This is a genomic window from Pseudomonas sp. G3-19, from assembly GCF_054855875.1.
Genome location: NZ_JBMPIQ010000003.1, coordinates 3,646,392 through 3,670,252 on the forward strand (window position 1 = coordinate 3,646,392; position 23,861 = coordinate 3,670,252).

Below are 23,861 nucleotides of genomic sequence, written 5' to 3' on the forward strand. Positions count from 1 at the left end.
CTACCTGTCAGCGCGCAGGGGGCGGCTTCGCCACCCATCGGGGATAAATCCCCTCGCCACAGAGTGTGCACCGCAGGGGGATGCCATAGCAGGCAGAAAGGATTTATGTGTACAACTTTTTATATTTAGCTGGAACAATCCGATGGTTTTTTGAGAACATCCCGTTCCGCGACGTGACCGCAATGCGTCATGAGGTCGCAGAACGACGTTATTAGTCTGATTTTCACAAGCGCAACGCATCATGTAGTATGCCTCGGCGCGCACTACATAACGCTGGATCGATGTCTGCCCAAGGCATGTTCGCAACCCTGAAAGCCCCGTCAGCAAGGCCCCCAAGCCGTTGATTGGTCCCAGCCCAGCCGCCAGCAATGGCATGTACTGGTCGGAAGGTTTGTGGTTTAAATGGCCAGAGGCTTCATTGTCAAAATTGAAGAGCTGAAAAGCGAAATAGCTGAGCAGAGTGAGGCAAGCAATGACTGAACACGTTCAAGTCGGTGGCCTGCAGGTCGCCAAAGTCCTGTTCGACTTCGTGAACAACGAAGCCATTCCCGGTACCGGCCTCACCGCCGATAAATTCTGGGAAGGTGCCGACAAGGTCATTCATGACCTGGCGCCGAAGAACAAAGCTCTACTCGCCAAACGCGATGACTTCCAGGCTCGTCTTGATGCCTGGCATCAGGAGCGTGCTGGTCAGGCGCACGACGCCGTGGCCTACAAAGCCTTCCTGCAAGAAATCGGTTATCTGCTGCCAGAAGCGGCTGATTTCCAGGCAACGACGCAAAACGTCGATGATGAAATCGCCCGCACCGCCGGCCCGCAACTGGTAGTGCCGGTGATGAACGCCCGCTTCGCCCTCAACGCCTCGAACGCCCGCTGGGGTTCGCTGTACGACGCCCTCTACGGCACCGACGCGATCAGCGAAGACGGTGGCGCGGAAAAAGGCAAAGGCTACAACAAGGTGCGTGGCGACAAAGTCATCGCCTTCGCCCGTGCGTTCCTCGACGAAGCGGCGCCCCTGGCCGCTGGCTCCCACGTCGATTCGACGGCTTACAAGATCGTTGACGGCAAACTGCTGGTCACCCTCAAGGGCGGCAGCAACACCGGCCTGCGTGACGATGCTCAACTGATCGGCTTCCAGGGTTCGGCAGAAGCGCCGATCGCGATACTGCTGAAGAACCACGGCCTGCATTTCGAAATCCAGATCGACGCCAGCACCCCGGTCGGCCAGACCGATGCCGCCGGCGTCAAAGACATCCTGATGGAAGCGGCACTGACCACCATCATGGACTGCGAAGACTCCGTGGCTGCCGTCGATGCCGACGACAAAGTGGTGATCTACCGCAACTGGCTCGGCCTGATGAAGGGCGACCTGTCCGAAGAAGTCGCCAAGGGCGGCCAGACCTTCACCCGCACCATGAACCCGGATCGCACCTACACCAAGGTCGATGGCAGTGAACTGACCCTGCACGGTCGCTCGCTGCTGTTCGTGCGTAACGTCGGTCACCTGATGACCATCGACGCGATCCTGGACAAGGACGGCAACGAAGTGCCGGAAGGCATACTCGACGGTTTAGTGACCTGTCTGGCGGCGATGCACAACCTCAACGGCAACACCTCGCGCAAGAACACTCGCACCGGCTCGGTCTACATCGTCAAACCGAAGATGCACGGCCCGGAAGAAGCGGCGTTCACCAACGAGTTGTTCGGTCGCATCGAAGATGTGCTGGGCCTCAAGCGCAACACCCTGAAAGTCGGGATCATGGACGAGGAGCGCCGCACCACGGTCAACCTCAAAGCCTGCATCAAGGCTGCCAGCGAGCGCGTGGTGTTCATCAACACCGGTTTCCTCGACCGTACCGGCGACGAAATCCACACCTCCATGGAAGCCGGCCCGATGGTGCGCAAGGCCGACATGAAGGCCGAGAAGTGGATCGGCGCCTACGAAAACTGGAACGTCGATATCGGTCTGAGCACCGGCCTGCAAGGTCGTGCGCAAATCGGTAAAGGCATGTGGGCGATGCCCGACCTGATGGCGGCGATGCTCGAACAGAAAATCGCTCACCCGCTGGCCGGCGCCAACACCGCCTGGGTACCGTCGCCGACCGCTGCTGCGCTGCACGCGCTGCACTACCACAAGGTTGACGTGTTCGCCCGCCAGGCCGAACTGGCCAAGCGTGCCCGTGCTTCGGTAGACGACATCCTGACCATCCCGCTGGCAGTCAACCCGAGCTGGACCCCGGAGCAGATCAAGAACGAACTGGACAATAACGCTCAGGGCATTCTCGGTTACGTAGTGCGCTGGATCGACCAGGGCGTGGGTTGTTCGAAAGTGCCGGACATCAATGACGTCGGCCTGATGGAAGACCGTGCGACGCTGCGCATCTCCAGCCAGCACATCGCCAACTGGCTGCGGCACGGTATCGTCACCGAAGCGCAAGTGATGGAAAGCCTCAAGCGCATGGCGCCAGTGGTGGACCGGCAGAACGCCAACGACCCGCTGTACCGTCCGCTGGCACCGAACTTCGACAGCAACATCGCCTTCCAGGCGGCGGTCGAACTGGTGATCGAAGGCACCAAACAGCCGAACGGCTACACCGAGCCGGTACTGCACCGTCGTCGTCGTGAGTTCAAGAAAGCCAACGGCCTGTAAATTTGCGCTGATGTGAAAAAGCCCTGGTCGAGAGATCAGGGCTTTTTTGTTGGCCTATAAAAATCTCCGGACCACTGGAGATCCCTTGTGGGAGCGGGCTTGCTCGCGAAGACGGACTCACATTCAACATTAACTTCGACAGAAAGGACGCATTCGCGAGCAAGCCCGCTCCCACAGGGGGGGCGGTGTCGCTTGAGAGTCAGGGATCAATGCCCAATTCGTGTTTGACCAGACCCAGCAACTTCGCCGTATCAATCGGCTTGAGCAGAAAATCCACCACGCTCAGGTGCATCGCGGCGATGGCGTCCTTCACATCGGCATCGCCGGAAACAATGATGATCGGCAACGCCGCCCGCTCCGACTCACGCACCTGCCGAATCAAATCCAGCCCACCGACATTGCCCATACGCAAATCAGTGATCACCAGCCCGATCGAAGGTTTTTCGTCGAGCATCTTCAGCGCGGTTTCACCGCTGGCCGCGGTCATGCAACGAATGCCATCCAACGCGAGTATCTCCGACAACAGCTCCCGTGCGTCCTTGTCGTCATCGACGATCAGTACTCGCTGCGGCGGCAAGTCGGGTTCGAGCATTACTGCGCTGAGCGCTTCACGCTCGGCGTCGCTCAAAATATCGTGGTCGGACATGGCATTCTCTACGTTTTCAATTCAGTCACCTGGCACAGTCGTCAGACATCGCTAAGCAGAGCTTCAATGTGCACTTCGTCGGATTTTTTTCCAAGTGGCTGGCGGGGGAATTTCCGACTGTTTTTGTAGGGCACTTCCCAAATGTGCCCAACGGCAGCTCAAACCTAGACTTACGTCCAATGGGCACCCCGCGCGCAGGGGCCGACCATGGCTGCAACGATCCGACAACAACAATTCAAAAAAGACTGCGGTAATGGTTATGAGTAAAGCGGACGCCTTCACCCAGGCAGGGAAAACCGCGGTGTTGCAGAACATTCAGGGCACCCTGCAATTCCTCCAACGCTTCCCGCCCTTCAATCAGATGGAACACGCCCACCTGGCTTTTCTGGTGGAACAATGTCAGCTGCGCTTCTATGGCCAGGGCGAAAGCATCATCAAGCCCGCCGACGGGCCGGTCGAATATTTCTACATCGTCAAACAGGGCCGAGTGGTCGGCGAACGCCAGCACATCACCCGGCCTGGCACCGAAACCACCTTCGAGATCACCACCGGCGAATGCTTCCCGCTGGCCGCGCTGATTGGCGAACGGGCGACCCGCACCGAGCATCTGGCCAGCGAAGACACCTTCTGCCTGCAACTGAACAAACCGGCGTTCATCAAACTGTTCGCCCTGTCCAACAGCTTCCGCGATTTCGCTTTGCGCGGGGTCAGCAGCCTGCTCGATCAGGTCAACCAGCAAGTCCAGCAGAAAGCCGTGGAAACCCTCGGCACCCAGTATTCGCTGAACACCCGCCTCGGCGAATTGGCGATGCGCCATCCGGTGACTTGCAGCCCCGACACGCCGTTGCGCGAAGCGGTGAAGCTGATGCACGAGCAACAGGTCGGCAGCATCGTCGCGGTGGATGAACACAAGGCGCCGCTAGGGATTTTCACCCTGCGTGATCTGCGCGAAGTGGTCGCCAATGGCAGCGGTGATTTCAGCGAAACCATCGAGCGCCACATGACCTGCTCGCCGTTCTTTCTGTCGCCCGATCACAGCGCTTTCGACGCGGCGATTGCCATGACCGAACGGCACATCGCCCACGTCTGTCTGGTCAAGGATCAGCGCCTGTGCGGCGTGGTTTCCGAGCGTGATCTGTTCTCGCTGCAACGGGTCGATCTGGTGCACTTGGCCCGAACCATCCGCAGTGCCCAGCGCATCGAACAACTGGTGAGCCTGCGCGGCGAGATCGGCCAACTGGTCGAACGCATGCTCGCTCACGGTGCGTCTTCGACGCAGATCACCCACATCATCACCCTGCTCAACGACCACACCGTGTGCCGGGTGATCGAACTGACCCTCGCCGAAAAAGGCGACCCCGGCGTACCGTTCAGCTGGCTGTGTTTCGGCAGCGAGGGCCGGCGCGAGCAGACGCTGCACACCGATCAGGACAACGGCATTCTGTTCGAAGCGCGGGACGCGGCGCATGCGGCGGAGATTCGCGGCAAACTGCTGCCAATCGCCCAGCAGATCAACCAGAGCCTGGCGCAGTGCGGCTTCAGTCTGTGCAAGGGCAACATCATGGCCGGCAACCCCGAACTGTGCCTGTCGCGCGCGGAATGGGCGCGGCGCTTTGCAGCATTTATCCGCGAGGCGACGCCGGAGAACCTGCTTGGTTCGAGTATCTATTTCGACCTGCGGGTGGTCTGGGGCGACGAGAAAGGCTGCGCACAACTGCGCCGGGGGATTCTCGATCAGGTCGGCGACAACCGTTTGTTCCAGCGCATGATGGCCGAGAACGCGCTGCGCAATCGTCCGCCGGTGGGGCGTTTCCGCGAGTTTGTGCTGGCGCGCAAAAACGGCGAGAAAGCCACCCTCGACCTCAAGGTTCAGGGCCTGACGCCCTTCGTCGACGGCGCACGCCTGTTGGCGCTGGCGCATGGCATCGAAACCAACAACACACTGGAGCGCTTGCGTCAGCTGGTCGAAAAAGAGGTCATCGAACGTCTCGATGGCGCCGCGTATGAAGAGGCTTACCACTTCATCCAGCAGACGCGCATGCAGCAACACCAGATCCAGAGCCGTGAGAATCTGCCCTGGTCGAACCGGGTCGATCCCGACAGCCTCAATCATCTGGATCGGCGCATCCTGCGCGAATCCCTGCGCCAGGCCCAGCGCCTGCAAAGCAGCCTGGCCTTGCGGTATCAGCTATGAGCCTGTTTTCGTGGCTGCGGCCGGCCAGCCCACTGCTGTCGGCAGACCTGCAACAACGTCTGGCGACGTTGCCGGCGATCAGCGAACTGAAAGAATACAGCCTGCGCGAGCAGCGCTGGGTGGTGCTCGATCTGGAAACTACCGGGCTGAACCTGAACAAGGATCGCGTGCTGTCGATCGGCGCGGTGGTCATCGAAGACGGCGCGATCGACTTCAGTCAGCAGTTCGAGCGCACTCTGCAATGTCGGGAGCTGAAGCTCAGCCCGAGCGTGTTGATCCATGGCCTGGGGCCGAACGCGATTGCCGCCGGCAGCGACCCGGCCGAGGCGTTGCTGGAGCTTATGGAATTTATCGGTGACAGCCCGGTGCTGGCGTTTCATGCGCCCTTCGATCAGCACATGCTTGGGCGCGCGCTGCGGGAACACCTGGGCTACAAGCTGCAGAATGTGTTTCTGGATGTCGCGGACATGGCGCCGCTGCTGTGTCCGCAGGCGAATATCCGCGAGGCCGGCCTGGATGAATGGATCGACTGGTTCAAGCTTGAGGTGTTCGAGCGGCACAACGCGAGTGCCGATGCACTGGCGACGGCGGAGCTGGCGCTGATCCTGTTCAGCCGGGCGCGGCAGCAGCAGATTCATAGTCCGTTGAACCTGCAGCAGCGTTTGAGTCAGTGGAAACGTCGTCAGCAGGCGCCGTCCTTCTAAAAGCCCCCTCACCCCAACCCTCTCCCAAAGGGAGAGGGAGCTGACCTTATTGTCTTGCGTTATACATCGACCTGAAAAACCAGATCGATTATGGATTCAGCAAAGCACTTTCCGGTCGGTGCAGCTCCAGAATATTCCCTGATCGGTCCCCTCTCCCCCGGGAGAGGGTTAGGGTGAGGGGCAGCTCTTGTGCACCCACCCGACCAGTGGCCAATTGCTAACCATTCCCACCTCTGCGAGAATCGCGAACAATTCTCGTTGGTTAACATTTCCCAATCGGTGCGTCTGGTGTCGTCAGTCCCAAGCCCTCACAGTGAACTCGTCGGTGCGTTGTATCGCGACCATCGCGGTTGGCTGCTGAGCTGGTTGCGGCGCAATGTGGCTTGCCCGCAACGGGCCGAAGACCTGAGCCAGGATACCTTCGTGCGTCTGCTCGGTCGCGAGCAACTGCTGACGCCGCGCGAACCCCGGGCGTTTCTGGTGGCGATCGCCAAGGGCCTGCTGTTCGACTACTTCCGCCGCGCCGCGCTGGAGCAGGCCTACCTCACTGAATTGATGCTGATCCCCGAAGGCGAACAGCCTTCGGTGGAAGAACAGCAACTGATCCTCGAAGACCTCAAGGCCATCGACCGCCTGCTCGGCAAACTGTCGACCAAGGCCCGCGCCGCTTTCCTGTATAACCGCCTCGACGGCCTCGGCCACGCCGAAATCGCCGAGAAGCTTGGCGTCTCGGTGCCCCGCGTGCGGCAGTACCTCGCGCAAGGCATTCGCCAGTGCTACATCGCCCTGTACGGTGAGCCGACATGAACCCGGCCAGTTCCAAACCGGTCTCGGCTCAGGTGCTGGACGCGGCGATTGCCTGGCAGTTGTCGCTGGATTCCGGCAGTCCGCTGGAGCGCGAGGAGTTCGCCAAGTGGCACGCGGCCCATGAAGAACACGCCCGCGCCTGGCGCCAACTGGGCATGCTCGATCAGCGCTTCAGCGTCGCCAACGGCCCGGCCCGCGCGGCCTTGCTGCAATCGCGCGAAGGCATTCGGCGGCGCGTGCGCAAGCTCGGCAGCGGATTGGCCAGCGTGGTGGCGCTCGTCGGTCTGGCGTTGTTTGCCGGGGATCGCTACTTGCCGCTGGATTACTGGCTCGCCGATCAACGCACCGCCACCGGTGAGCAGCGCACGGTGCGCCTGGCCGATGGCACCGTGCTCAACCTCAACACCCACAGCGCGGTGGATGTGCGTTTCGATGCCAGGCAGCGGCTGATCGTGTTGCAGGCAGGCGAGATCATGGTCGAGACCGGTCACGGCGATGCGCGGCCGTTCATTGTCGAGACGCGCGAAGGCAGCATGCGCGCGTTGGGCACACGGTTTCTGGTCAAGCGTGAAGACCAAGGCACACGCTTGAGCGTGTTGCAATCGGCGGTGGCGGCGCATCCGCAAAGCCATCCTGAAGAGCGGATCCTGCGCGAAGGCCAGCAAGTGCTGATCCGCAATGACGGCCTCGACACGGTCGCCGCGCTCACGCCCGGCGCCGATGCCTGGACCCGCGGCATGCTGGTGGTGGACAACGCGCGACTGGAAGACCTGGTGCATGAACTGGCGCGTTATCGCCGCGGATATCTGGGCGTGGCGCCGGAAATCGCTGACCTGCGCATCACCGGCAGCTTCCCGCTGCACGACACCGACAAGGCCTTGAGTGCGCTGCTGCCGACCCTGCCGGTGCAGATCGAGCAGCACACGCCGTATTGGGTCACGGTGGCGAAGGCTGATACCAAGCCTTAAAAAATTCGTTGTCAGGGAAATAGCTATCGCGAGCAGGAATGCGTTCCCCCTGTAGGAGTGAGCCTGCTCGCGATAGGGCCACCCGCAGCACTCGAAAATTCCGAATCGGCCGCCCCACTCCCAGTTAATCGAAATTATTTTCATCCAGCCCTATCACTTTTCAATTCTCGTCCGGCACACAGGCAATTGAGAAATATTTCCATTCAGGAGCCTTCGCATGTCCCGTTCGCTAGACACCTTGCTGCGCCCCAGTCTGCTGGCCGTCGCCATCGCCCTCAGCGCGCCGCTGATCAGCAGCCCGTTGCTCGCTGCTGAACAGGCCTCCAGCGTGCGTGCCTACAACCTGCCAGCGGCGCCGCTGTCGACCACGCTGAACCAGATCGCCAGCCAGGGCGGCCTCGCGTTGTCGCTGAATCCGTCGCTGGCCGCCGGCAAGACCTCTGCGCCGGTCAGCGGTCAGTACGACGCCGCCGGTGCTCTGCGCGCGGCGCTGCAAGGCACCGGTCTGCAACTGGAACAAAGCAGCACCGGCACTTACACCCTGGTGGCGGTGCCGGAAGGGACACTGGCGCTGCCGGAAACCGCAGTCATCGGCGTGGAAAACCTGGAAACCGCCTGGGGCCCGGTCGAAGGCTACACCGCCACCCGCACCGCCGCCGGCACCAAGACCGACACCGCGCTGGTCGAAGCACCGCGCTCGATCTCGGTCGCCACCCGTCAGCAAATGGACGACCGCAGCGTGCACAGCCTCGATGACGCCGTACGCTACATGCCGGGCATCACCGCCAGCAGCTACGGCAGCGACACCCGTATCGACTGGCTGCGGGTGCGCGGTTTCGAGCCGACTCAGTTCCTCGACGGCCTGCCGCTGCCCAAGGGCGTATACGCCAACCCAAAGCCTGAAACCTGGAACCTCGACCGCCTCGCGCTGCTGCGCGGCCCGGCCTCTTCCGTCTACGGCCAGACGCCGCCGGGCGGTCTGCTGGACATGGTCAGCCGGCGCCCGAGCGCGGAAGCCAGCAGCGAAATCCAGTTGCAGTACGGCAGCGACAACCATCGTCAGATCAACTTCGCCAGCACCGGCAAGATCGACGATGCCGGGCAGTTTCTGTACGGCATCAGCGGTGTGGTGCGCGACAGCGACACGCAAATCGATCACATCGAAAACAAGCGCTATAACATCGCACCGAGCCTGACCTGGAACATCGATGACGACACCAAATTCACCCTGCTGACCCAGTTCACCCGCGACGATACCGGTGTCACCAGCCAGTTCTACCCGATTCAGGGCACCAAGATCGACATGCCGTTCGGCAAGATTTCCCATCACAAGAACCTCGGTGATCCGGACTACGACTTCTACGACCGCACCTACTACGCGCTCGGTTATGCCTTCGAGCATCGCCTCAACGAGGTGTGGCAGTTCAAGCAGAACCTGCGCTACACCAAGTCGGATCTGTCGTTCCAGACCGTGACCGTCAACAGTTACAACCCATCGTTCGCCGGCTTCACCGTGGATGCTCAGGGCAATGTCGGTCGCGGCACCACCAACGTTGATGAAGACATCAGCCAGTTCGCCGTGGACAACAACTTCCAGGCCGACTTCGCCACTGGCGACATCCGCCATACGCTGTTGCTCGGTCTGGATCACCAGCGCAGCAACACCAACTACACGTCGATCTTCGGCACCGCGCCGGACATTAACGTCAACAACCCGATCTACGGTCAGCCGATCACCCGTCCAGCACGTTCTTCGGCGTTCTATGACTATGACCAGAAGACCTACCAGACCGGCCTGTACGTACAGGACCAGATGGCCCTCGACCAGTGGCGCCTGACCCTCGGCGGGCGTGAAGACTGGGTGCACACCGGCACGCAGTTCATCAACAAGGGCGACGCCACCAACACCCAGCGCGACAAGGCGTTCAGTGGCAACGCGGCGCTCAGCTACGTGTTCGACTCGGGCTTCGTGCCGTACCTGTCGTACGCCGAATCCTTCCAGCCAACCAGCGGCGCCGATGCCACCTCCACCGGTTCGCTCAAGCCGACCGAAGGCAAGCAATGGGAACTGGGCATCAAGTACCAGCCGCCGGGCAGCAAGACTCTGCTGAGCGCTGCGGTGTATGACCTGACCCAGAAGAACGTCGCGGTCAACAGCATCGTCAACAACGTGACCATCACCAGCCAGACCGGTGAAGTGAAGGTCAAAGGCCTGGAGCTGGAAGCGGTTTCCGACGTCACCGATAACCTGAAAGTCATCGCCGCCTACACCCTGGCCAAGTCCGAAGTGCAGAAAGGCGTGGACAAGGGCAATCGCCTGCAACTGATGCCTAACCAGCAAGCTTCGCTGTGGACCGACTACACCTGGCACAGCGGCGTACTCGACGGTTTCGGCATCGGCGGTGGCGTGCGTTACACCGGCAACACTTACGGCGACAAGGCCAACACCTGGCTGGGCAAGGCGGACGCCTACACCGTGTTCGACGCCTCGGTGCATTACGACCTCGGTCGCCTCGACAACAGCCTCAAAGGTGCGTCGCTGGCAATTAACGCCACCAACCTGTTCGACAAGGACTATATCTCCACCTGCGACGGCTACTACTGCTACTACGGTGACCAGCGCAGCGTCATCGCCAGCGCCACTTACAAGTGGTAAGCGCGTGAGCTGAAACAGGTTCTGTCACCAGGCCGTCCCCCGTGGACGGCTTCGGTGTTTTTGAAGGTCATGAAATGAAAAGTAAAACAATTCGCCGCTGGTCGTTCATCCACACCTGGACCAGCCTGATCTGCACCGTGTTTCTGCTGCTGTTGGCATTGACCGGTCTGCCGCTGATCTTTCATCACGAAATCGAGCACCTGCTCGGCGATGCCCCGCAAGTGCGCGAGATGCCGGTCGACACGCCGCGCCTGAACCTGGCGCAACTGGTCGAGGCCGCAGAAAAACATCGCCCAGGTGAAGTGGTGCAGTACTTCGGTTTCGAAGACGACGAACCGAACGCCGTGCTGACGATCATGGCGAAAACTGCCGGCACCGAACCGAACTCGTCGCACACCTTCATGCTCGATGCGCGCACCGGTGAAGCGTTGGAAACCCCGTCGGCCAATGGCGGGCTGATGCTGTTCATCTTGCGCCTGCACGTCGACATGTTTGCCGGGCTGCCGGGCAAGTTGCTGCTGGCGTTCATGGGTCTGCTGTTCGTGGTCGCGATCATCTCGGGTACGGTGCTCTACCTGCCGTTCATGCGCCGCTTGCAGTTCGGCACCGTGCGTCAGGACAAGTCCACCCGCCTGCGCTGGCTCGACCTGCACAACCTGATCGGCATCGTCACCCTGACCTGGGCCTTGGTGGTCGGCGTCACCGGAGTGATCAGCGCCTGCGCCGATCTGCTCATTGCCGCGTGGCGCAATGACACGCTGAGCGCCATGGTCGCGCCCTACCGCGATGCCCCGCCGCTGACCCGACTGGCACCGGCCACCCGCCTGCTCGACATCGCCCGCGACGTGGCGCCGGGGATGAACCCGGACTTCATCGCCTTCCCCGGTACGCGTTTTTCCAGCGAGCATCATTATTCAGTCTTCATGAAGGGCGGCACGCACCTGACCTCGCACCTGCTGACGCCGGTGCTGATCGACGCCAGCACCCTGCAAGTCACCGCCGTCGGTGAACGCCCGTGGTACATGGACGCCATGGGCATGTCCCAGCCGCTGCATTTCGGCGACTACGGCGGCATGCCGATGAAAATCCTCTGGGCGACCCTCGACGTGTTGACCATCATCGTCCTCGGCAGCGGCGTGTATCTGTGGGTGGTGCGGCGTAAAGCGGCAAAACCGTTGCCGTTGGAGGTTGCTGCATGAAGCCGCGTCAGAGCAATTTCTGGAAGGTCTTCAGCACGCCGCTGGTGATTGCGCTGCTGAGTGCGGCGGGGTTGTTTTCGGCGTTGCTGGGGGACGGGATCTGGGATGCGTTGAGTTGGGTCGGGCTGGGTGTTCCCGCATTTCTGGCCATAAGAGGCTTGCTGCCGCGCGAGTGATTTTTGTGCTGCCTGACAGGGCCTCTTCGCGAGCAAGCCCGCTCCCACAGGGGATTTGTGAACGAAACAGATCCAGTGTGGGAGCGGGCTTGCTCGCGAAGGCGGCCTCATGAGCACCCGCAAATCCCTCGCCTGCCGCTCTGTATCTGACTAGGCTAATCTCCTGCTCTTCGATGACCACCGAGGTTTGCCAATGTCCGCCCCCAGCATGACCCTGTTTCACAACACGCTCTCCCCGTTCGTGCGCAAAGTGATGGTGCTGTTGCACGAGACCGGCCAGCAGGATCGCGTCGCCCTGCAAGACTGCGTCCTCACCCCGGTCAGCCCGGACGCTGCGCTCAACGCCGACAACCCTCTGGGCAAGATTCCGGCCCTGCGTCTGGCCGACGGCAGCGTGATCCATGACAGCCGCGTGATCCTCGAATACCTCGACCAGCAGCACGTCGGCAATCCGCTGATCCCTCGCGAAGGAGCGGCCCGTTGGCGGCGTCTGACCCTGGCCTCGCTGGCCGACGGGATCATGGACGCCTCGGTGATGGTGCGTTACGAACTGGTGCTGCGCGCCCCGGAAAAACACTGGGACGAGTGGCTCGACGCCCAGCGCGAGAAGATTCGTCGCGCCCTGGCCTATCTGGAAAGTGACGCCATCGCCGAGCTGACCAGCCATTTCGACGTGGCGGCGATCAGCGTCGCTTGTGCACTGGGTTACATCGATCTGCGTCATCCGGATCTGGACTGGCGCAGCGCCAATCCGCAACTGGCCAACTGGTATTTCGACGTGAGCCAGCGACCGTCCATGGTTGCCACGATGCCCAAGCCTTAAGGCTGCGGCGCCTGTTCCGCCCTCTTCGCGAGCAAGCCCGCTCCCACATTGGAATGCGTACTCCTGTGGGAGCGGGCTTGCTCGCGAAGGCACCACTTCGTTTCCACAGGCAGAAACCCGACAATCCGCGTCACCAACTCTTCCTTCCAGCGCTGATCCTCCCGCAACCCGCTCATTGCATCGCCCCCACATCAAACTCCAGCGGCCTGGCCGGTTTCTGCCCGATCCCATACCAGTCGAGTTTGCGCGTCAGCACCATGAACACCCCGAGCAAGCCGAACAGCAGCAGCGACCCCATCAGCAGCGCGTAGTCCTCAGCGCTGAGCAAGCCATACAGCAGGCCATACAACGCCGCCAATCCCGCAGAAAAACTCAGGCCGTGGCGCACGCTGTGCAGCACGTGGCAAACATAAAACCCGATCAACAGCACACAGCCACTGGCCGACAGCAGATACGCCAGGGCAAAGCCGATGTGCTCCGACAACGACAACAGCAACAGGTAGAAAAACGCCAGCGCCACCCCGACCAATGCGTATTGCACCGGGTGCACCGCCAGACTTTTGAGCACTTCGAACAGGAAGAAACCGGCGAACGTCAGGACGATGAACAACAGCGCATATTTGATCGCCCGATCACTCTTCAGGTACTGATCCACCGGATCGATGAAGCTCACACCAAAGCTGCGCCCGTTGAACGCCTCGCAGTCATTGCCCAGCACGCAGCGGTTCATCGCTTCCTGCAGGTTGGTGGAGAAAAACGTGGTCTGCCAATCAGCGCTGAAACCCTGGTCGCTGATTTCGCGTTTGCCCGGCAGGAAGTTGCCGACAAAACTGGGGTGCGGCCAGTTGGCGGCGAGACTGACGTGACTGCTTTTGCCCACCGGCAACACCTGCAGCGAACCGGTACCTTGCAGACGCAAATCGAAACCGAAGGTCAGCTCCGTGGCGTTGCGGGTATCCAGCGCCGGCAGCGTGACCCGCACGCCTTCGCCGAGCCAGCCGACCTGGGTGCCGGGTACGAAGTCCAGGCGCTGGCCATCGAGTTCCAGTTTCAGGGCGTTTTCGATGCCGCGAATATCGCTGATGCCCACCGCCAGAAACGGCGCGTCGAACTGGTAATCGGCAAAGTCTTCCTTGATCCCCAATTGCGCCGGCAACGAGAAATGCCCATTGATGCGATTGTCGGCATGGAACAGTCGCGCCTCGTAAATACCGCGATTGCGCAGCTCGGTCTGCACCTGGCCGTCGAGCTCGAAGCGCTCCGGAAGAAAGTACAGCCGACCGCGCTCTTCGCCGAGTTCCTCATAGCGCTGGCTGGTTTTCTCGTTGGTCTTCCAGGTGCGCACCACCTTGCGATACGGCACCACCATCACCGGCCCGCTCAGTTGCTGGCTGTAGCTGGAGCTGCGAGCGATGTCTTCAAGCACACCATCGCGCAATTGCTGACGGTCATCGATGATGCCGTCAATCATCAGCAGCGGGATCAGCAACAGCAAGATCAGCAGGGCAATAGCCCCGAGCTTTATGGTCAGATTCTTGTTCATGGGACTCTCCCTGTTTGGATGGGCAGAGTCTGCTGTTGATGTATGAGGGGAATGTGGGGGGAATATGGAGATTGTGTGGAGACTGCACCGGCCCCTTCGCGAGCAAGCCCGCTCCCACAGTTGATCTTTGGTGTGACCAAGACCTGTGTTTCAACACCCCCCCCCTGTGGGAGCGGGCTTGCTCGCGAAGGCAGCGACTCGGTCTCAGGACAAGCGCAATGTCACTTCCACACCGCTCTCGACGTTGCGGATATGCATCGACCCACCATGCAACTTCACCACCTCTTCAACGAAGTTCAGCCCCAACCCGGTGCTCTTGCGCCCACTGTCCGGACGCGGCAGCGAGTAAAACCGTTCACTCAAGCGTGGCAAGGCGTAATCGGGAATCGCCGCTGCTTCGTTGAACAAGCGCAACTCGACCTGCTCCCCCACGCGCTCGGCACTGAAGCGCAGCAGCCCGGCGACCGGGGTGAAATCCAGCGCATTCTCCAGCAGATTGCCCAACGCCTGACGCAACAGAAACGGCTCGCCGATCAGCAGCAGATCTGGCGCAATCGTCTGCTCGACCTTGAGCCGCCGGCCTTCGATGCGCGCTGCCTGCGCCCGCAACAATTCATCAACCAATGCCGCCAGCGGCACCGCCACGCGCTCCTCAAGACCCTGCCGCTGTTCCACTTGCGCCAGATTCAACAGCCGCTCGATCAACTGCTGCATCCGTGCGCTTTCGCTGTCGATATTGCCGACAAAGCGCAGGCGCTGAATCGCTGGCATCTCGTCCTGCAGCAATTCCGCCGCACCGCGAATCGCCGCCAGCGGGCTTTTCAATTCATGGGTCAGGGTGTGCACGTAGCGCTCGACGTAAGCCTTGCCTTCGAGCTGGGTGCGCATCTGTTCCACCGCCGTCGCCAGTTGCTCCAGTTCGCCGCCACGGTAATGCGGCACTTCCACTCGCCGGCATTCGCTCACCGCCTGCGCATACCCGGTCAAACGGTGCAGCGCGCGGCTCAGCCACCACGACAGCAAAGCGCCGAACAGCAGACCGAGGCCGATCAGCCCGGCACCGTAAAACAGCAAACGCCGCTCAGTGCGATCGACATAAGGCTGCAATGAGCTGTTGGGTTTGGCCACGGTAACCACGCCGATGATCCGGCCGTTGTCGCGGATCGGCGCGCCGACGTGCATCACCGAGGAGTTCGCATCATTCGGATCGCTGCGGCTCGAACGAGCGCCGTACTCACCACGCAAAGTCAGGTAGACGTCGTTCCAGCGCGAGTAATCCTGTCCGACCGCCACGCCGCTGGAATCCAGCACCACGATGCCTTTGGCGTCGGTGACGTAGATGCGGTGGTTGACCTGGTTTTTCGGCAAACCCCAAATCGTCGCCTGTGGTTGGCGCTCGCCGTAGGCCCGCAACAATTCGGGCCAGCGGTTCTCGCTGAGCGTGCCGGCCTTGAAATCATCACGCAGGATTTCCGCCATCAGGTTGGCGGTGTCGACCAGAGTCTCTTCGGTGGACTGGCGCACGCCCGGGCGGATTTCTTCCATCACCGTGTTGAGCACGAAGTAACCGGTCAGGCCGATAAACAGCACATACACCAGAAAAATCCGCAGCCCCAACGACATCAGCTGTGCCCCGGGCTGTAGCTGTAACCGAGGCCGCGATGGGTCTGGATCGGCTCGGCATCGGCCCGCACCAGGCGCAATTTGGCGCGCACGCTTTTGATGTGGCTGTCGATGCTGCGCTCGTAACCGGCGTCGGCGGCAACCCCCAGCGCATCGAGCAATTGCTCGCGGCTGAACACCCGCTGCGGTTGTTCGAGCAGGCATTGCAACAGGCGAAACTCATGACGGGTCAGGCTCAACGGCTGTCCCCGATAGACGATCTGCACACGCTCGGCATCGATGCGAAACAGCGTCGAGGACGCTTCAACCGCAGGACGCGGCGCCATGCGCTTGAGAATCGCCCGTACCCGCGCCGCAACCTCACGTGGGCTGAACGGCTTGACCACGTAATCGTCGGCGCCGATTTCCAGCCCCACCACCCGATCGATCTCGGCGTCCCGGGCACTGAGAAACAGCACCGGCACTTCACTGAAGCGCCGCAGCTGTTTGCAGGTTTCGAAACCGCTGATGTCCGGCAGGCCGATATCGAGAATGATCAAGTCAGCCGGGGTCTGCCGTTGAAACTCCAGCGCCGCCGCGCCGAGGCTCAGCCACGTGGTAGCGAACCCCTCGCCCTGCAGGGCAAAAATCAGCGTGTCGGCAATCGCCGCTTCGTCTTCGACAATCAGGATATGAGGCATGGCGTCCGAGCCCATGGGTTAAGTGCGCGAACGGTGCCCCAAGCCTGGCGTTACGTCAATGAGACCACTTAGCAGTCCGGCTTGTCGGCGGTGAAACGCCGCGCCGGGTTCACCGCTGCGCCAAACTCGCGCAAGGCCTTGGCACCGATCAGCAGCGGGTAGTTGAAGTTGCTGCGGTCGGTCAGGTTGACCTCAACGGTGCGCTTGACGTTGCCCAGGCACAGTTCCAGATCGACCACAGGGCGCTTGGCGACTTCAGTGCTGTCACCCTCGTCCTCTTCATCCGAGCGGCTCTTGATCTTGCTGATCCGCGCGACCTTGTGTTCGTAGACCTTGTTGCTGGCATCCTTGGTGCCGAGGCGGAAACGCACCCAGTTCTCGCCGTCGCGGGTGAAAGTCTCGATGTCCTTGGCCGACAGCGAGGCGGTCAGCGCGCCGGTGTCCATCTTGGCCTTGAGCACCTCACCACCGATTTCCGGCAGCGCGATGTATTCGTAACGCCCGTACAGGGTCGGCTCGGCGGCCATGACCGGCAGGGCGACGAGGGCAAACAGTGCAAGGAGGGATTTCACGTAGAGGGCTTCCTTGGAAAATGAGGGCGTCAGACGCGAGATTTTAGACAGCCGGCGAGCAATTGGTTCGCTTGAGTCCGCCTTCGCGAGCAAGCCCGCTCCCACAGGGGATCCGGGATCTGTTGGAGATGGCATGCACACTGAAGATCCACTGTGGGAGCGGGCTTGCTCGCGAAGAGCCCAGCCCTGCCAACACAGTAATCAGCGCCAGCATAGCCAGCCAAAAGTGAAACATTCGTCACCATCGATTTGGCCTCTCACCCGAAGCCACTTATCATGGCGCGCCCATCCGCCTTCATAGAGTTGCTTATGCGCCGCCTGCTCACCGGCTGTTTCGTCACCCTGCTGCTGTTGCTCAACACCCTGATCCTGATCGGGCCGTTGTTGGTCTTTGCCCTGCTCAAACTGATTGCGCCGGGGCGCTGGCGCGACTACGCCTCGTGGGCGGTGATGTGGATTGCCGAGACCTGGGCGGAAATCGACAAGCTGATTTTTCGCCTGTGCATCCCCACCCAATGGGATATTCGCGGCGGCGCAGACCTGCGTGGTGACACCTCGTACCTGGTGGTCAGCAACCATCAGTCGTGGGTCGACATTCCGGCGCTGATCCAGACCCTCAACCGGCGCACGCCGTTCTTCAAGTTCTTCCTCAAGAAAGAACTGATCTGGGTACCGTTTCTGGGGCTGGCGTGGTGGGCGCTGGATTACCCGTTCATGAAGCGCTACACCAAGGCGTTCCTCGCTAGGCACCCGGAACTGGCGGGCAAGGATCTGGAAATCACCAAACAGGCCTGCGAGCTGTTCAAACGCCAGCCGGTGACGGTGGTGAATTATCTGGAAGGCACCCGCTACACCGCGGCGAAAAGCGCGCAGCAGCAGTCACCGTTCAAGCATCTGCTCAAACCCAAGGCGGGAGGTGTGGCGTTTGTTCTGGCGGCGATGGGGGAACAGCTGGATGCGCTGCTTGACGTGACCGTGGTTTATCCACAGCAGAAGATTCCGGGGTTCTGGGATCTGATCAGCGGCAGCGTGCCGCGGGTGATTGTCGACATCCAGACCCGCGAACTCGACCCGGCACTGTCGCAGGGCGATTACGAGAACGATCCGCAGTTTCGCCAGCAGGTCCAGAACTGGGTCAACCAGCTCTGGACCGAGAAGGATCAGCGCATCAGCGAACTGCGCGGCGAGCGCGGCTGAATCAGCTACCGGTGCCGGCGCCCCAGATGCTGCCCAGACTCTGCAGCAGCGGGCCGCCGACGCCCTGATCACCCAGGTACTTGAGCAACACCGGGGCAAACTGGCCGACCATGCCGCTGTCCATGCCCAACGCACCGAAGGCATTGTTCAGGTCGTTGGTGTCCTTGACGTTGCCCAGCGCGTTTTCCAGCCCGGCCGACTTGCCCGACGAACCCAGCAAACCACTCAACGCCGCCAGGTTGCCGCTGCCGCCCGACAGTTTGTCGATGCCCGGCACTTCTTTGGCCAGCTGCGAATAATCGGTGCTGCTCAACTGATTCTTGGCCAGGCCGAGCATGGCGCTGGTGCCACCGACGGCTTGCTGAGGCGTAACACCGAGACCGGTAACGGCTTGCAGCAAACCGGCGGTTTCCGAGGTCGGAGCGGCGGCGGTGGCAGCGTTGCCACCCTGCATGCTTGCAGCCGCTTTGGTCACGTCGTCCAGACTGAAGCCGGCAAACACCGGGCTCGCTGCAAGGGTCATCAGTGAAGCCAAGGCAATACCGCGTGAAATCTTCATTCAGACATCCTCTTGCGCTGTGGTAACCGCCCGTCTATGAGCGGCAAAACTGCCGGTTTGACCGGGTTTCAGCCAGCATGTTCCTCGCCGACGCATCCATTTTCAGCATAGCCACGTATATAAAACGTGAAACCGCGGATAACCCGAGATGAATGGCACAAGCGCCGTCGCTGAACTAGCCTGTGAACAGCCCGAGCAGCGCCCTCGTCGCCCGCCCATTGCCTGGAGAGCCGTCATTTCCATCGCCGACCCCGATCAGTTGCGCCAGCTGTTGGCCCAGTGCTCACTGGGCGACCGCGGTGCATTCGAAACGCTCTATCGCAGCGTCGGCCCGCGCCTGCACGGCGTGGCCTTGCGCTTCATGGGCCGGGCGGATCTGGCCGAGGACGTGCTGCAGGAAAGCTTCGTGCGCATCTGGAACAACGCCTCACGCTATGAAGCCCATTTGTCGGCACCGTTGACCTGGATGATCAACATCACCCGCCATCAGGCCATTGACCAGTTGCGCAAACAACGCGAACGGCCGCTGACCGATTTCGAACAGGACACCCTGCCGGACCAAGGCCCTTCGGCCCACGACCTGTTGAACAGCAGCCGCGAAGCCAGCGCGCTGCATCGCTGCCTGGACACCCTCGACGGCATGCAGCGCCAGTCGATCAGCGTCGCCTACTTCCAGGGCCTTTCCTGCTCGGAACTGGCCGAACACCTGGCGGCACCGCTGGGCTCGGTGAAGTCGTGGATTCGTCGCGGCATGGAGCGTCTGCGCAGGTGCCTTGAATCATGAACTACCAGACCCCCGCCTTGCGCCGCGCCCTCGCTGCCGATTACGCCATTGGCCTGATGTCGTCGGCGGCGCGTCGGCGCTTTGAACAATTGCTGCTGGATGACGCAGCACTGCGAACCGAGTTGGCGCAGTGGCAGGAGAGCCTCGCCAGCCTTACCGAAACGCTGCCGGAGCAACCGGTGCCAGATCGGGTGTGGCAAGGCATCACCGCGCGGATCGAGCCGCAAGTACTGCACGTCCCGGAAAAACGTCCGTTCTGGAACTGGCTGCGGGTTACCGCCGCACTCTGCTCGATCGTGGTTCTGGTATTCCTCGGCTCGCTGTACAACCGCGACGACGCCCGCTACCGCGCCACCTTGCTGAGCGCCGACACGCAGCCGGCACTGAAGGTCGAGGCGCATGCGGATTATCTGCAAGTCGAACCGCTGACATTGGCGGCAGTCGGGCCAGATCGCAGCCTGGAACTGTGGGCGATACCGGCGGACGGCAAGCCGATTTCGCTGGGGGTGATTCCTGCAGGCGGCAAAGGCAAGGTTGAACTGAGCGCGGCGCAGAAAGTCTTGATCGGCCAGCCGATTGCGCTGGCGGTGAGTCTGGAACCGAAAGGTGGTTCGCCGACCGGGCAACCGACGGGGCCAGTGCTTTACCAAGGCGCGTTAGCGGCTCTCTGACTCTGGCACCACAAACCTTTTGTGGCGAGGGAGCTTGCTCCCGCTGGGCTGCGAAGCGGCCCAAATCTTGTGTGGGTAATTTTCCTGAGACGCCGCATGTGTGGATTTTACGACGGCTTCGCCGCCGAGCGGGAGCAAGCTCCCTCGCCACAGGTTTCGTGCTCATCCCCATAAAAAACGGCGACCTTGAGGTCGCCGTTCTGCACTGCCTGAAGCTTACGCCGCACTGAACAACCGATGCGGATCGATCACAAACTTCTTCGGCACACCGGCATCGAACTCGCCGTAACCTTCCGGCGCCTGGTCGAGGCTGATGACCTGCACGCCGACCACTTCGGCGATGTTGATGCGGTCCCACATGATCGCCTGCATCAGTTGGCGGTTGTACTTCATCACCGGGGTCTGGCCGGTGTGGAAGCTGTGGGATTTGGCCCAGCCCAGACCGAAGCGGATGCTCAGGCTGCCCATTTTCGCGGCGGCATCGACCGCGCCCGGATCTTCGGTCACGTACAGGCCCGGAATACCGATCTTGCCGGCTACACGCACCACGCCCATCAGCGAGTTGAGCACAGTGGCCGGTGCTTCGGCTTTCACCCCGTCATGCCCGTGGCCGCGCGCTTCGAAGCCCACGCAATCCACCGCGCAATCGACTTCCGGCTCGCCCAGCAGTGCGGCGATCTGTTCGTGCAGCGGCGTGTCCTTGGACAGGTCGACCACTTCAAAACCCTGAGCCTTGGCGTGCGCCAGGCGGATGGTGTTGACGTCGCCGATGATCACCACCGCCGCCCCCAGCAGACGCGCCGAGGCTGCAGCGGCCAGACCGACCGGGCCGGCGCCGGCGATGTAAACGGTGCTGCCAGGGCCAACGCCCGCCGTCACTGCGCCGTGATAGCCGGTCGGGAGGATATCGGAGAGGCAGGTCAGGTCGCGGATTTTCTCCATGGCCTTGTCGCGATCCGGCAGTTTCAGCAGGTTGAAGTCAGCGTAAGGCACCAGCACGTATTCGGCCTGGCCGCCGGTCCAGTCGCCCATGTCGACATAACCGTAGGCACCGCCGGCACGGGCCGGGTTGACGGTCAGACAGACGCCGGTGTGTTGCTCCTTGCAGGAACGGCAGCGCCCGCAAGCCACGTTGAACGGTACGGAAACCAGGTCGCCGATCTTCAGGTTCTCGACGTCGGAACCCTTTTCGATCACTTCGCCGGTGATTTCGTGACCCAGCACCAGACCGGTCTGCGCCGTGGTCCGGCCGCGCACCATGTGCTGGTCGGAGCCACAGATGTTGGTGGACACCACACGCAGAATCACCCCGTGCTCGATCTTCCTGCCACGCGGGTCCTGCATTTTCGGATAGTCGATTTTCTGTACTTCGACCTTGCCAGCGCCGAGATACACCACACCACGATTGCCAGACATGCTTTCACCTCGCTGTTGTTTTTATGGAACTGCGTTGCCCAGGCAGGCAGCGCGTTAAGTGCTCGGGTTATTGCTTGTTGGTCTTGCGTTGTCAGTCATGGCCTCTTCGCGAGCAAGCCCGCTCCCACAGTTGATCTTGGGTGTGACAGAGACCTGTGTTTCAACACAAATCCCTTGTGGGAGCGGGCTTGCTCGCGAAAGCGATCTAAAGAACGACCGTGCGATTGGCGTTCAAAAACACCCTTCTTTCGATGTGATAACCCACGGCCCGGGCCAGGGTCAGCCCCTCGATATCCCGCCCTTTGGCAATCAGATCCTCCGGGTAATGACTGTGATCCACCGCCTCGACGCCCTGGGCAATGATCGGCCCTTCATCGAGGTCGTTGTTGATGTAATGCGCCGTCGCGCCGACCAGCTTCACGCCCTTGTTGTAGGCCTGGTGATACGGCTTGGCACCCTTGAACCCCGGCAGCAGCGAGTGGTGAATGTTGATCGCCTTGCCATCGAGCTTGCGGCACAGCTCCGGTGACAGCACCTGCATGTAGCGGGCGAGGATCACCAGTTCGGCGCCGGACTCTTCGATCACCTGCCACACCTGACGCTCCTGCGCCGGTTTGTCGTTGGGGTCGAGGGGGAAATGGTAGTAGGGAATCTGGTGCCAGTCGGCCAGCGGCTTGAGGTCCGGATGGTTGGACACCACCGCCGCCACGTCCATCGACAACTGGCCGATGCGCTGGCGGTAAAGCAAATCGTTGAGGCAGTGATCGGCCTTGGAAACCATGATCACCACTTTTGGCCGGTAGTTCGGCGCGGTCAGCTCGAAGACCATGCCGAACGCCTGACCGCGCTCGGCAAGGCCGGCGCGGAAGGATTGTTCGTCGAAACCGTCAGGCTGACGGAATTCCACGCGAATGAAGAAACGGCCCGAGAGCCGGTCATCGAACGAATGGTGCTCGGTGACGTAGCAACCCTGCTCGAACAGAAAACGCGTCACCGCGTCCACCGTGCCTAGCACGCTGGGGCAGTCGGCGGTCAGAATCCATGTGTCTGGGGCGCGGCTCATGGTGCGGTGACTCCTGTTCTTTTGTGCGCGGTGTCTGGGGGATTTTTGCCCCTCACCCTAGCCCTCTCCCGGAGGTAGAGGGGACTGACCGAGGTGTTCTTTCGAGCTACGCCGACCTGAAATATCGCGGCGAACTCAGGCTCGAAAACCACACAAATCTGCTCCCTTCCCCCCTCTCCCCCCTGGGGGAGAGGGCTGGGGTGAGGGGGTAAGCTTTTAGGCTTGTACGCTCAACCCGTACTCGGCCGACGCATCCTGCAACCACAACCACCAGTAGTCCGAGAAGCTGCGGCGGATCAGCAGTTCCCAGGTGTCTTCGGCGGTATGGCGAATCATCAGCTGCGACTTGGCGAACACCGTGCCCACCGCTTTGCCGACCGGGAAGTTGTTCGGGTGCACGTCATAGCTGGTGGATTTCATCAGCACCTGACGCACGTTCGGCCCGCTCAGTTCGAGCACTTGCTGGCCGCCGCTGACGTTGACGATCGCGATGTGCAGGTCGCCCAGCGCTTCGCGCAGTTTCTGCTCGGCGGCGAACTCTTCACCGCTTGGCACGATCAGCAGCCACTCGTCCGGGCCCATCCATTGCAGGCTGGTTTCGCCTTTGACGATGACGCTCAGGGCGCCCGGCAACTCAATGCCGAGGGCCTTGTGCACGCCAGCGCCGAAGGCTGCATCGTGGCCATCGCCACGAATGGTCAGGTGACCGAGGAGTTTCTTTTCACGCACGATGACGCCGGCGTTCTTGCGACCCTTGCCGACCAGGCTGGCGAGGTCGGCATGGTGCAGCGACGACTCGGCCTTGGCCCCGGTGGTCGGGCGTTGTTGGTATACGTTGGCTGTGGTCATAAAGCACCTTCCTTAATTCTGACTTGAACCCTTTGCAAGCAGATCTACCGCTATCGCGAGCAGGCTCACTCCTACAAGGGG

At 61.4% G+C, this 23,861-nt stretch carries 21 protein-coding genes; 12 read left to right on the top strand and 9 right to left on the bottom strand.

Annotation, left to right across the window (positions count from 1 at the left end):
• Positions 1-472 precede the first annotated feature (472 nt).
• Positions 473-2,650, top strand: coding sequence for a malate synthase G (locus ACOYXI_RS16815; protein WP_282413202.1), 2,178 nt, complete (start codon positions 473-475; stop codon positions 2,648-2,650).
• A gap of 199 nt (positions 2,651-2,849) precedes the next feature.
• Here ACOYXI_RS16815 and ACOYXI_RS16820 read toward each other — a convergent pair whose 3' ends face one another.
• Positions 2,850-3,296, bottom strand: a complete 447-nt coding sequence (locus tag ACOYXI_RS16820) for a response regulator (protein WP_461675070.1) — start codon at positions 3,294-3,296, stop codon at positions 2,850-2,852.
• Positions 3,297-3,555: 259 nt separating this feature from the next.
• Between ACOYXI_RS16820 and ACOYXI_RS16825 the strand changes: the two genes are divergently transcribed.
• The 8 genes from ACOYXI_RS16825 to ACOYXI_RS16860 all read left to right on the top strand — a co-directional run bounded on the left by ACOYXI_RS16825 (position 3,556) and on the right by ACOYXI_RS16860 (position 12,823).
• Positions 3,556-5,490, top strand: a complete 1,935-nt coding sequence (locus tag ACOYXI_RS16825) for a putative nucleotidyltransferase substrate binding domain-containing protein (protein ID WP_461675071.1) — start codon at positions 3,556-3,558, stop codon at positions 5,488-5,490.
• The gene (locus tag ACOYXI_RS16830; RefSeq protein ID WP_098965946.1) at positions 5,487-6,194 is read left to right on the top strand and encodes a 3'-5' exonuclease; all 708 of its coding nucleotides are present in this window, start codon (positions 5,487-5,489) and stop codon (positions 6,192-6,194) included. Before ACOYXI_RS16825 ends, ACOYXI_RS16830 begins: the two co-directional genes overlap by 4 nt.
• A 288-nt stretch (positions 6,195-6,482) precedes the next feature.
• Positions 6,483-7,001, top strand: coding sequence for an RNA polymerase sigma factor (locus ACOYXI_RS16835; RefSeq protein WP_096797587.1), 519 nt, complete (start codon positions 6,483-6,485; stop codon positions 6,999-7,001).
• The gene (locus ACOYXI_RS16840) at positions 6,998-7,969 is read left to right on the top strand and encodes a FecR domain-containing protein (protein WP_461675072.1); all 972 of its coding nucleotides are present in this window, start codon (positions 6,998-7,000) and stop codon (positions 7,967-7,969) included. Before ACOYXI_RS16835 ends, ACOYXI_RS16840 begins: the two co-directional genes overlap by 4 nt.
• A gap of 217 nt (positions 7,970-8,186) precedes the next feature.
• Entirely contained in the window at positions 8,187-10,625 is a 2,439-nt protein-coding gene (locus ACOYXI_RS16845; RefSeq protein ID WP_461675073.1) for a TonB-dependent siderophore receptor, read from the top strand.
• Between the two features lie 74 nt (positions 10,626-10,699).
• Positions 10,700-11,824 carry a PepSY-associated TM helix domain-containing protein gene (locus ACOYXI_RS16850; RefSeq protein ID WP_461675074.1) on the top strand — a complete coding sequence of 375 codons (1,125 nt, stop codon included), beginning with the start codon at positions 10,700-10,702 and terminating at the stop codon, positions 11,822-11,824.
• On the top strand, positions 11,821-12,000 hold the full coding sequence (locus ACOYXI_RS16855) for a hypothetical protein (RefSeq protein ID WP_139055827.1): 180 nt from the start codon (positions 11,821-11,823) through the stop codon (positions 11,998-12,000). Before ACOYXI_RS16850 ends, ACOYXI_RS16855 begins: the two co-directional genes overlap by 4 nt.
• 193 nt (positions 12,001-12,193) lie before the next feature.
• Positions 12,194-12,823 (top strand): glutathione S-transferase, encoded by a 630-nt coding sequence (locus ACOYXI_RS16860; protein WP_135296713.1) that lies wholly within the window; start codon positions 12,194-12,196, stop codon positions 12,821-12,823.
• A 172-nt stretch (positions 12,824-12,995) separates the two neighbouring features.
• Here the strand turns inward: ACOYXI_RS16860 and creD are convergent, their stop codons facing one another.
• The 4 genes from creD to rloA2 form a co-directional block, all read right to left on the bottom strand.
• Positions 12,996-14,366 (bottom strand): cell envelope integrity protein CreD, encoded by a 1,371-nt coding sequence (gene creD, locus ACOYXI_RS16865; protein ID WP_461675075.1) that lies wholly within the window; start codon positions 14,364-14,366, stop codon positions 12,996-12,998.
• Positions 14,367-14,570: 204 nt separating this feature from the next.
• Complete coding sequence (gene creC, locus ACOYXI_RS16870; RefSeq protein ID WP_461675076.1) at positions 14,571-15,989, bottom strand: two-component system sensor histidine kinase CreC; 1,419 nt, start codon at positions 15,987-15,989, stop codon at positions 14,571-14,573.
• Positions 15,989-16,669 (bottom strand): two-component system response regulator CreB, encoded by a 681-nt coding sequence (gene creB, locus ACOYXI_RS16875; protein ID WP_027610670.1) that lies wholly within the window; start codon positions 16,667-16,669, stop codon positions 15,989-15,991. Before creB ends, creC begins: the two co-directional genes overlap by 1 nt.
• Before the next feature lie 68 nt (positions 16,670-16,737).
• Entirely contained in the window at positions 16,738-17,241 is a 504-nt protein-coding gene (gene rloA2, locus ACOYXI_RS16880) for a retropepsin-like aspartic peptidase RloA2 (protein WP_007962587.1), read from the bottom strand.
• Between the two features lie 309 nt (positions 17,242-17,550).
• On the opposite strand from rloA2, the gene ACOYXI_RS16885 reads away from it, so the two are divergent.
• Positions 17,551-18,438 carry an acyltransferase gene (locus ACOYXI_RS16885; protein WP_135296718.1) on the top strand — a complete coding sequence of 296 codons (888 nt, stop codon included), beginning with the start codon at positions 17,551-17,553 and terminating at the stop codon, positions 18,436-18,438.
• Between the two features lies 1 nt (position 18,439).
• Here the strand turns inward: ACOYXI_RS16885 and ACOYXI_RS16890 are convergent, their stop codons facing one another.
• Positions 18,440-18,997: a DUF2780 domain-containing protein gene (locus ACOYXI_RS16890; RefSeq protein ID WP_135296719.1), complete on the bottom strand. Its 558-nt coding sequence runs from the start codon at positions 18,995-18,997 to the stop codon at positions 18,440-18,442.
• 148 nt (positions 18,998-19,145) lie between these two features.
• Between ACOYXI_RS16890 and ACOYXI_RS16895 the strand changes: the two genes are divergently transcribed.
• Entirely contained in the window at positions 19,146-19,781 is a 636-nt protein-coding gene (locus tag ACOYXI_RS16895; protein ID WP_139055836.1) for an RNA polymerase sigma factor, read from the top strand.
• Complete coding sequence (locus ACOYXI_RS16900; protein WP_098965968.1) at positions 19,778-20,452, top strand: anti-sigma factor; 675 nt, start codon at positions 19,778-19,780, stop codon at positions 20,450-20,452. Before ACOYXI_RS16895 ends, ACOYXI_RS16900 begins: the two co-directional genes overlap by 4 nt.
• A 216-nt stretch (positions 20,453-20,668) precedes the next feature.
• Here ACOYXI_RS16900 and fdhA read toward each other — a convergent pair whose 3' ends face one another.
• The 3 genes from fdhA to ACOYXI_RS16915 all read right to left on the bottom strand — a co-directional run bounded on the left by fdhA (position 20,669) and on the right by ACOYXI_RS16915 (position 23,780).
• Positions 20,669-21,868, bottom strand: a complete 1,200-nt coding sequence (fdhA, locus tag ACOYXI_RS16905) for a formaldehyde dehydrogenase, glutathione-independent (RefSeq protein WP_027610665.1) — start codon at positions 21,866-21,868, stop codon at positions 20,669-20,671.
• Positions 21,869-22,073: 205 nt separating this feature from the next.
• On the bottom strand, positions 22,074-22,931 hold the full coding sequence (purU, locus tag ACOYXI_RS16910) for a formyltetrahydrofolate deformylase (RefSeq protein ID WP_003228959.1): 858 nt from the start codon (positions 22,929-22,931) through the stop codon (positions 22,074-22,076).
• Positions 22,932-23,147: 216 nt separating this feature from the next.
• Positions 23,148-23,780 (bottom strand): sarcosine oxidase subunit gamma, encoded by a 633-nt coding sequence (locus ACOYXI_RS16915; protein WP_461675077.1) that lies wholly within the window; start codon positions 23,778-23,780, stop codon positions 23,148-23,150.
• Positions 23,781-23,861: the final 81 nt, after the last annotated feature.

Excerpts from the sequence above, each read along its gene's own strand:
- ACOYXI_RS16815 (WP_282413202.1), top strand. The coding sequence starts at position 473 with ATGACTGAACACGTTCAAGTCGGTGGCCTGCAGGTCGCCAAAGTCCTG.
- ACOYXI_RS16820 (WP_461675070.1), bottom strand. The coding sequence starts at position 3,296 with ATGTCCGACCACGATATTTTGAGCGACGCCGAGCGTGAAGCGCTCAGC.
- ACOYXI_RS16825 (WP_461675071.1), top strand. The coding sequence starts at position 3,556 with ATGAGTAAAGCGGACGCCTTCACCCAGGCAGGGAAAACCGCGGTGTTG.
- ACOYXI_RS16830 (WP_098965946.1), top strand. The coding sequence starts at position 5,487 with ATGAGCCTGTTTTCGTGGCTGCGGCCGGCCAGCCCACTGCTGTCGGCA.
- ACOYXI_RS16840 (WP_461675072.1), top strand. The coding sequence starts at position 6,998 with ATGAACCCGGCCAGTTCCAAACCGGTCTCGGCTCAGGTGCTGGACGCG.
- ACOYXI_RS16845 (WP_461675073.1), top strand. The coding sequence starts at position 8,187 with ATGTCCCGTTCGCTAGACACCTTGCTGCGCCCCAGTCTGCTGGCCGTC.
- ACOYXI_RS16850 (WP_461675074.1), top strand. The coding sequence starts at position 10,700 with ATGAAAAGTAAAACAATTCGCCGCTGGTCGTTCATCCACACCTGGACC.
- ACOYXI_RS16855 (WP_139055827.1), top strand. The coding sequence starts at position 11,821 with ATGAAGCCGCGTCAGAGCAATTTCTGGAAGGTCTTCAGCACGCCGCTG.
- ACOYXI_RS16860 (WP_135296713.1), top strand. The coding sequence starts at position 12,194 with ATGTCCGCCCCCAGCATGACCCTGTTTCACAACACGCTCTCCCCGTTC.
- creD (WP_461675075.1), bottom strand. The coding sequence starts at position 14,366 with ATGAACAAGAATCTGACCATAAAGCTCGGGGCTATTGCCCTGCTGATC.
- creC (WP_461675076.1), bottom strand. The coding sequence starts at position 15,989 with ATGTCGTTGGGGCTGCGGATTTTTCTGGTGTATGTGCTGTTTATCGGC.
- creB (WP_027610670.1), bottom strand. The coding sequence starts at position 16,669 with ATGCCTCATATCCTGATTGTCGAAGACGAAGCGGCGATTGCCGACACG.
- ACOYXI_RS16885 (WP_135296718.1), top strand. The coding sequence starts at position 17,551 with ATGCGCCGCCTGCTCACCGGCTGTTTCGTCACCCTGCTGCTGTTGCTC.
- ACOYXI_RS16890 (WP_135296719.1), bottom strand. The coding sequence starts at position 18,997 with ATGAAGATTTCACGCGGTATTGCCTTGGCTTCACTGATGACCCTTGCA.
- ACOYXI_RS16895 (WP_139055836.1), top strand. The coding sequence starts at position 19,146 with ATGAATGGCACAAGCGCCGTCGCTGAACTAGCCTGTGAACAGCCCGAG.
- ACOYXI_RS16900 (WP_098965968.1), top strand. The coding sequence starts at position 19,778 with ATGAACTACCAGACCCCCGCCTTGCGCCGCGCCCTCGCTGCCGATTAC.
- fdhA (WP_027610665.1), bottom strand. The coding sequence starts at position 21,868 with ATGTCTGGCAATCGTGGTGTGGTGTATCTCGGCGCTGGCAAGGTCGAA.
- purU (WP_003228959.1), bottom strand. The coding sequence starts at position 22,931 with ATGAGCCGCGCCCCAGACACATGGATTCTGACCGCCGACTGCCCCAGC.
- ACOYXI_RS16915 (WP_461675077.1), bottom strand. The coding sequence starts at position 23,780 with ATGACCACAGCCAACGTATACCAACAACGCCCGACCACCGGGGCCAAG.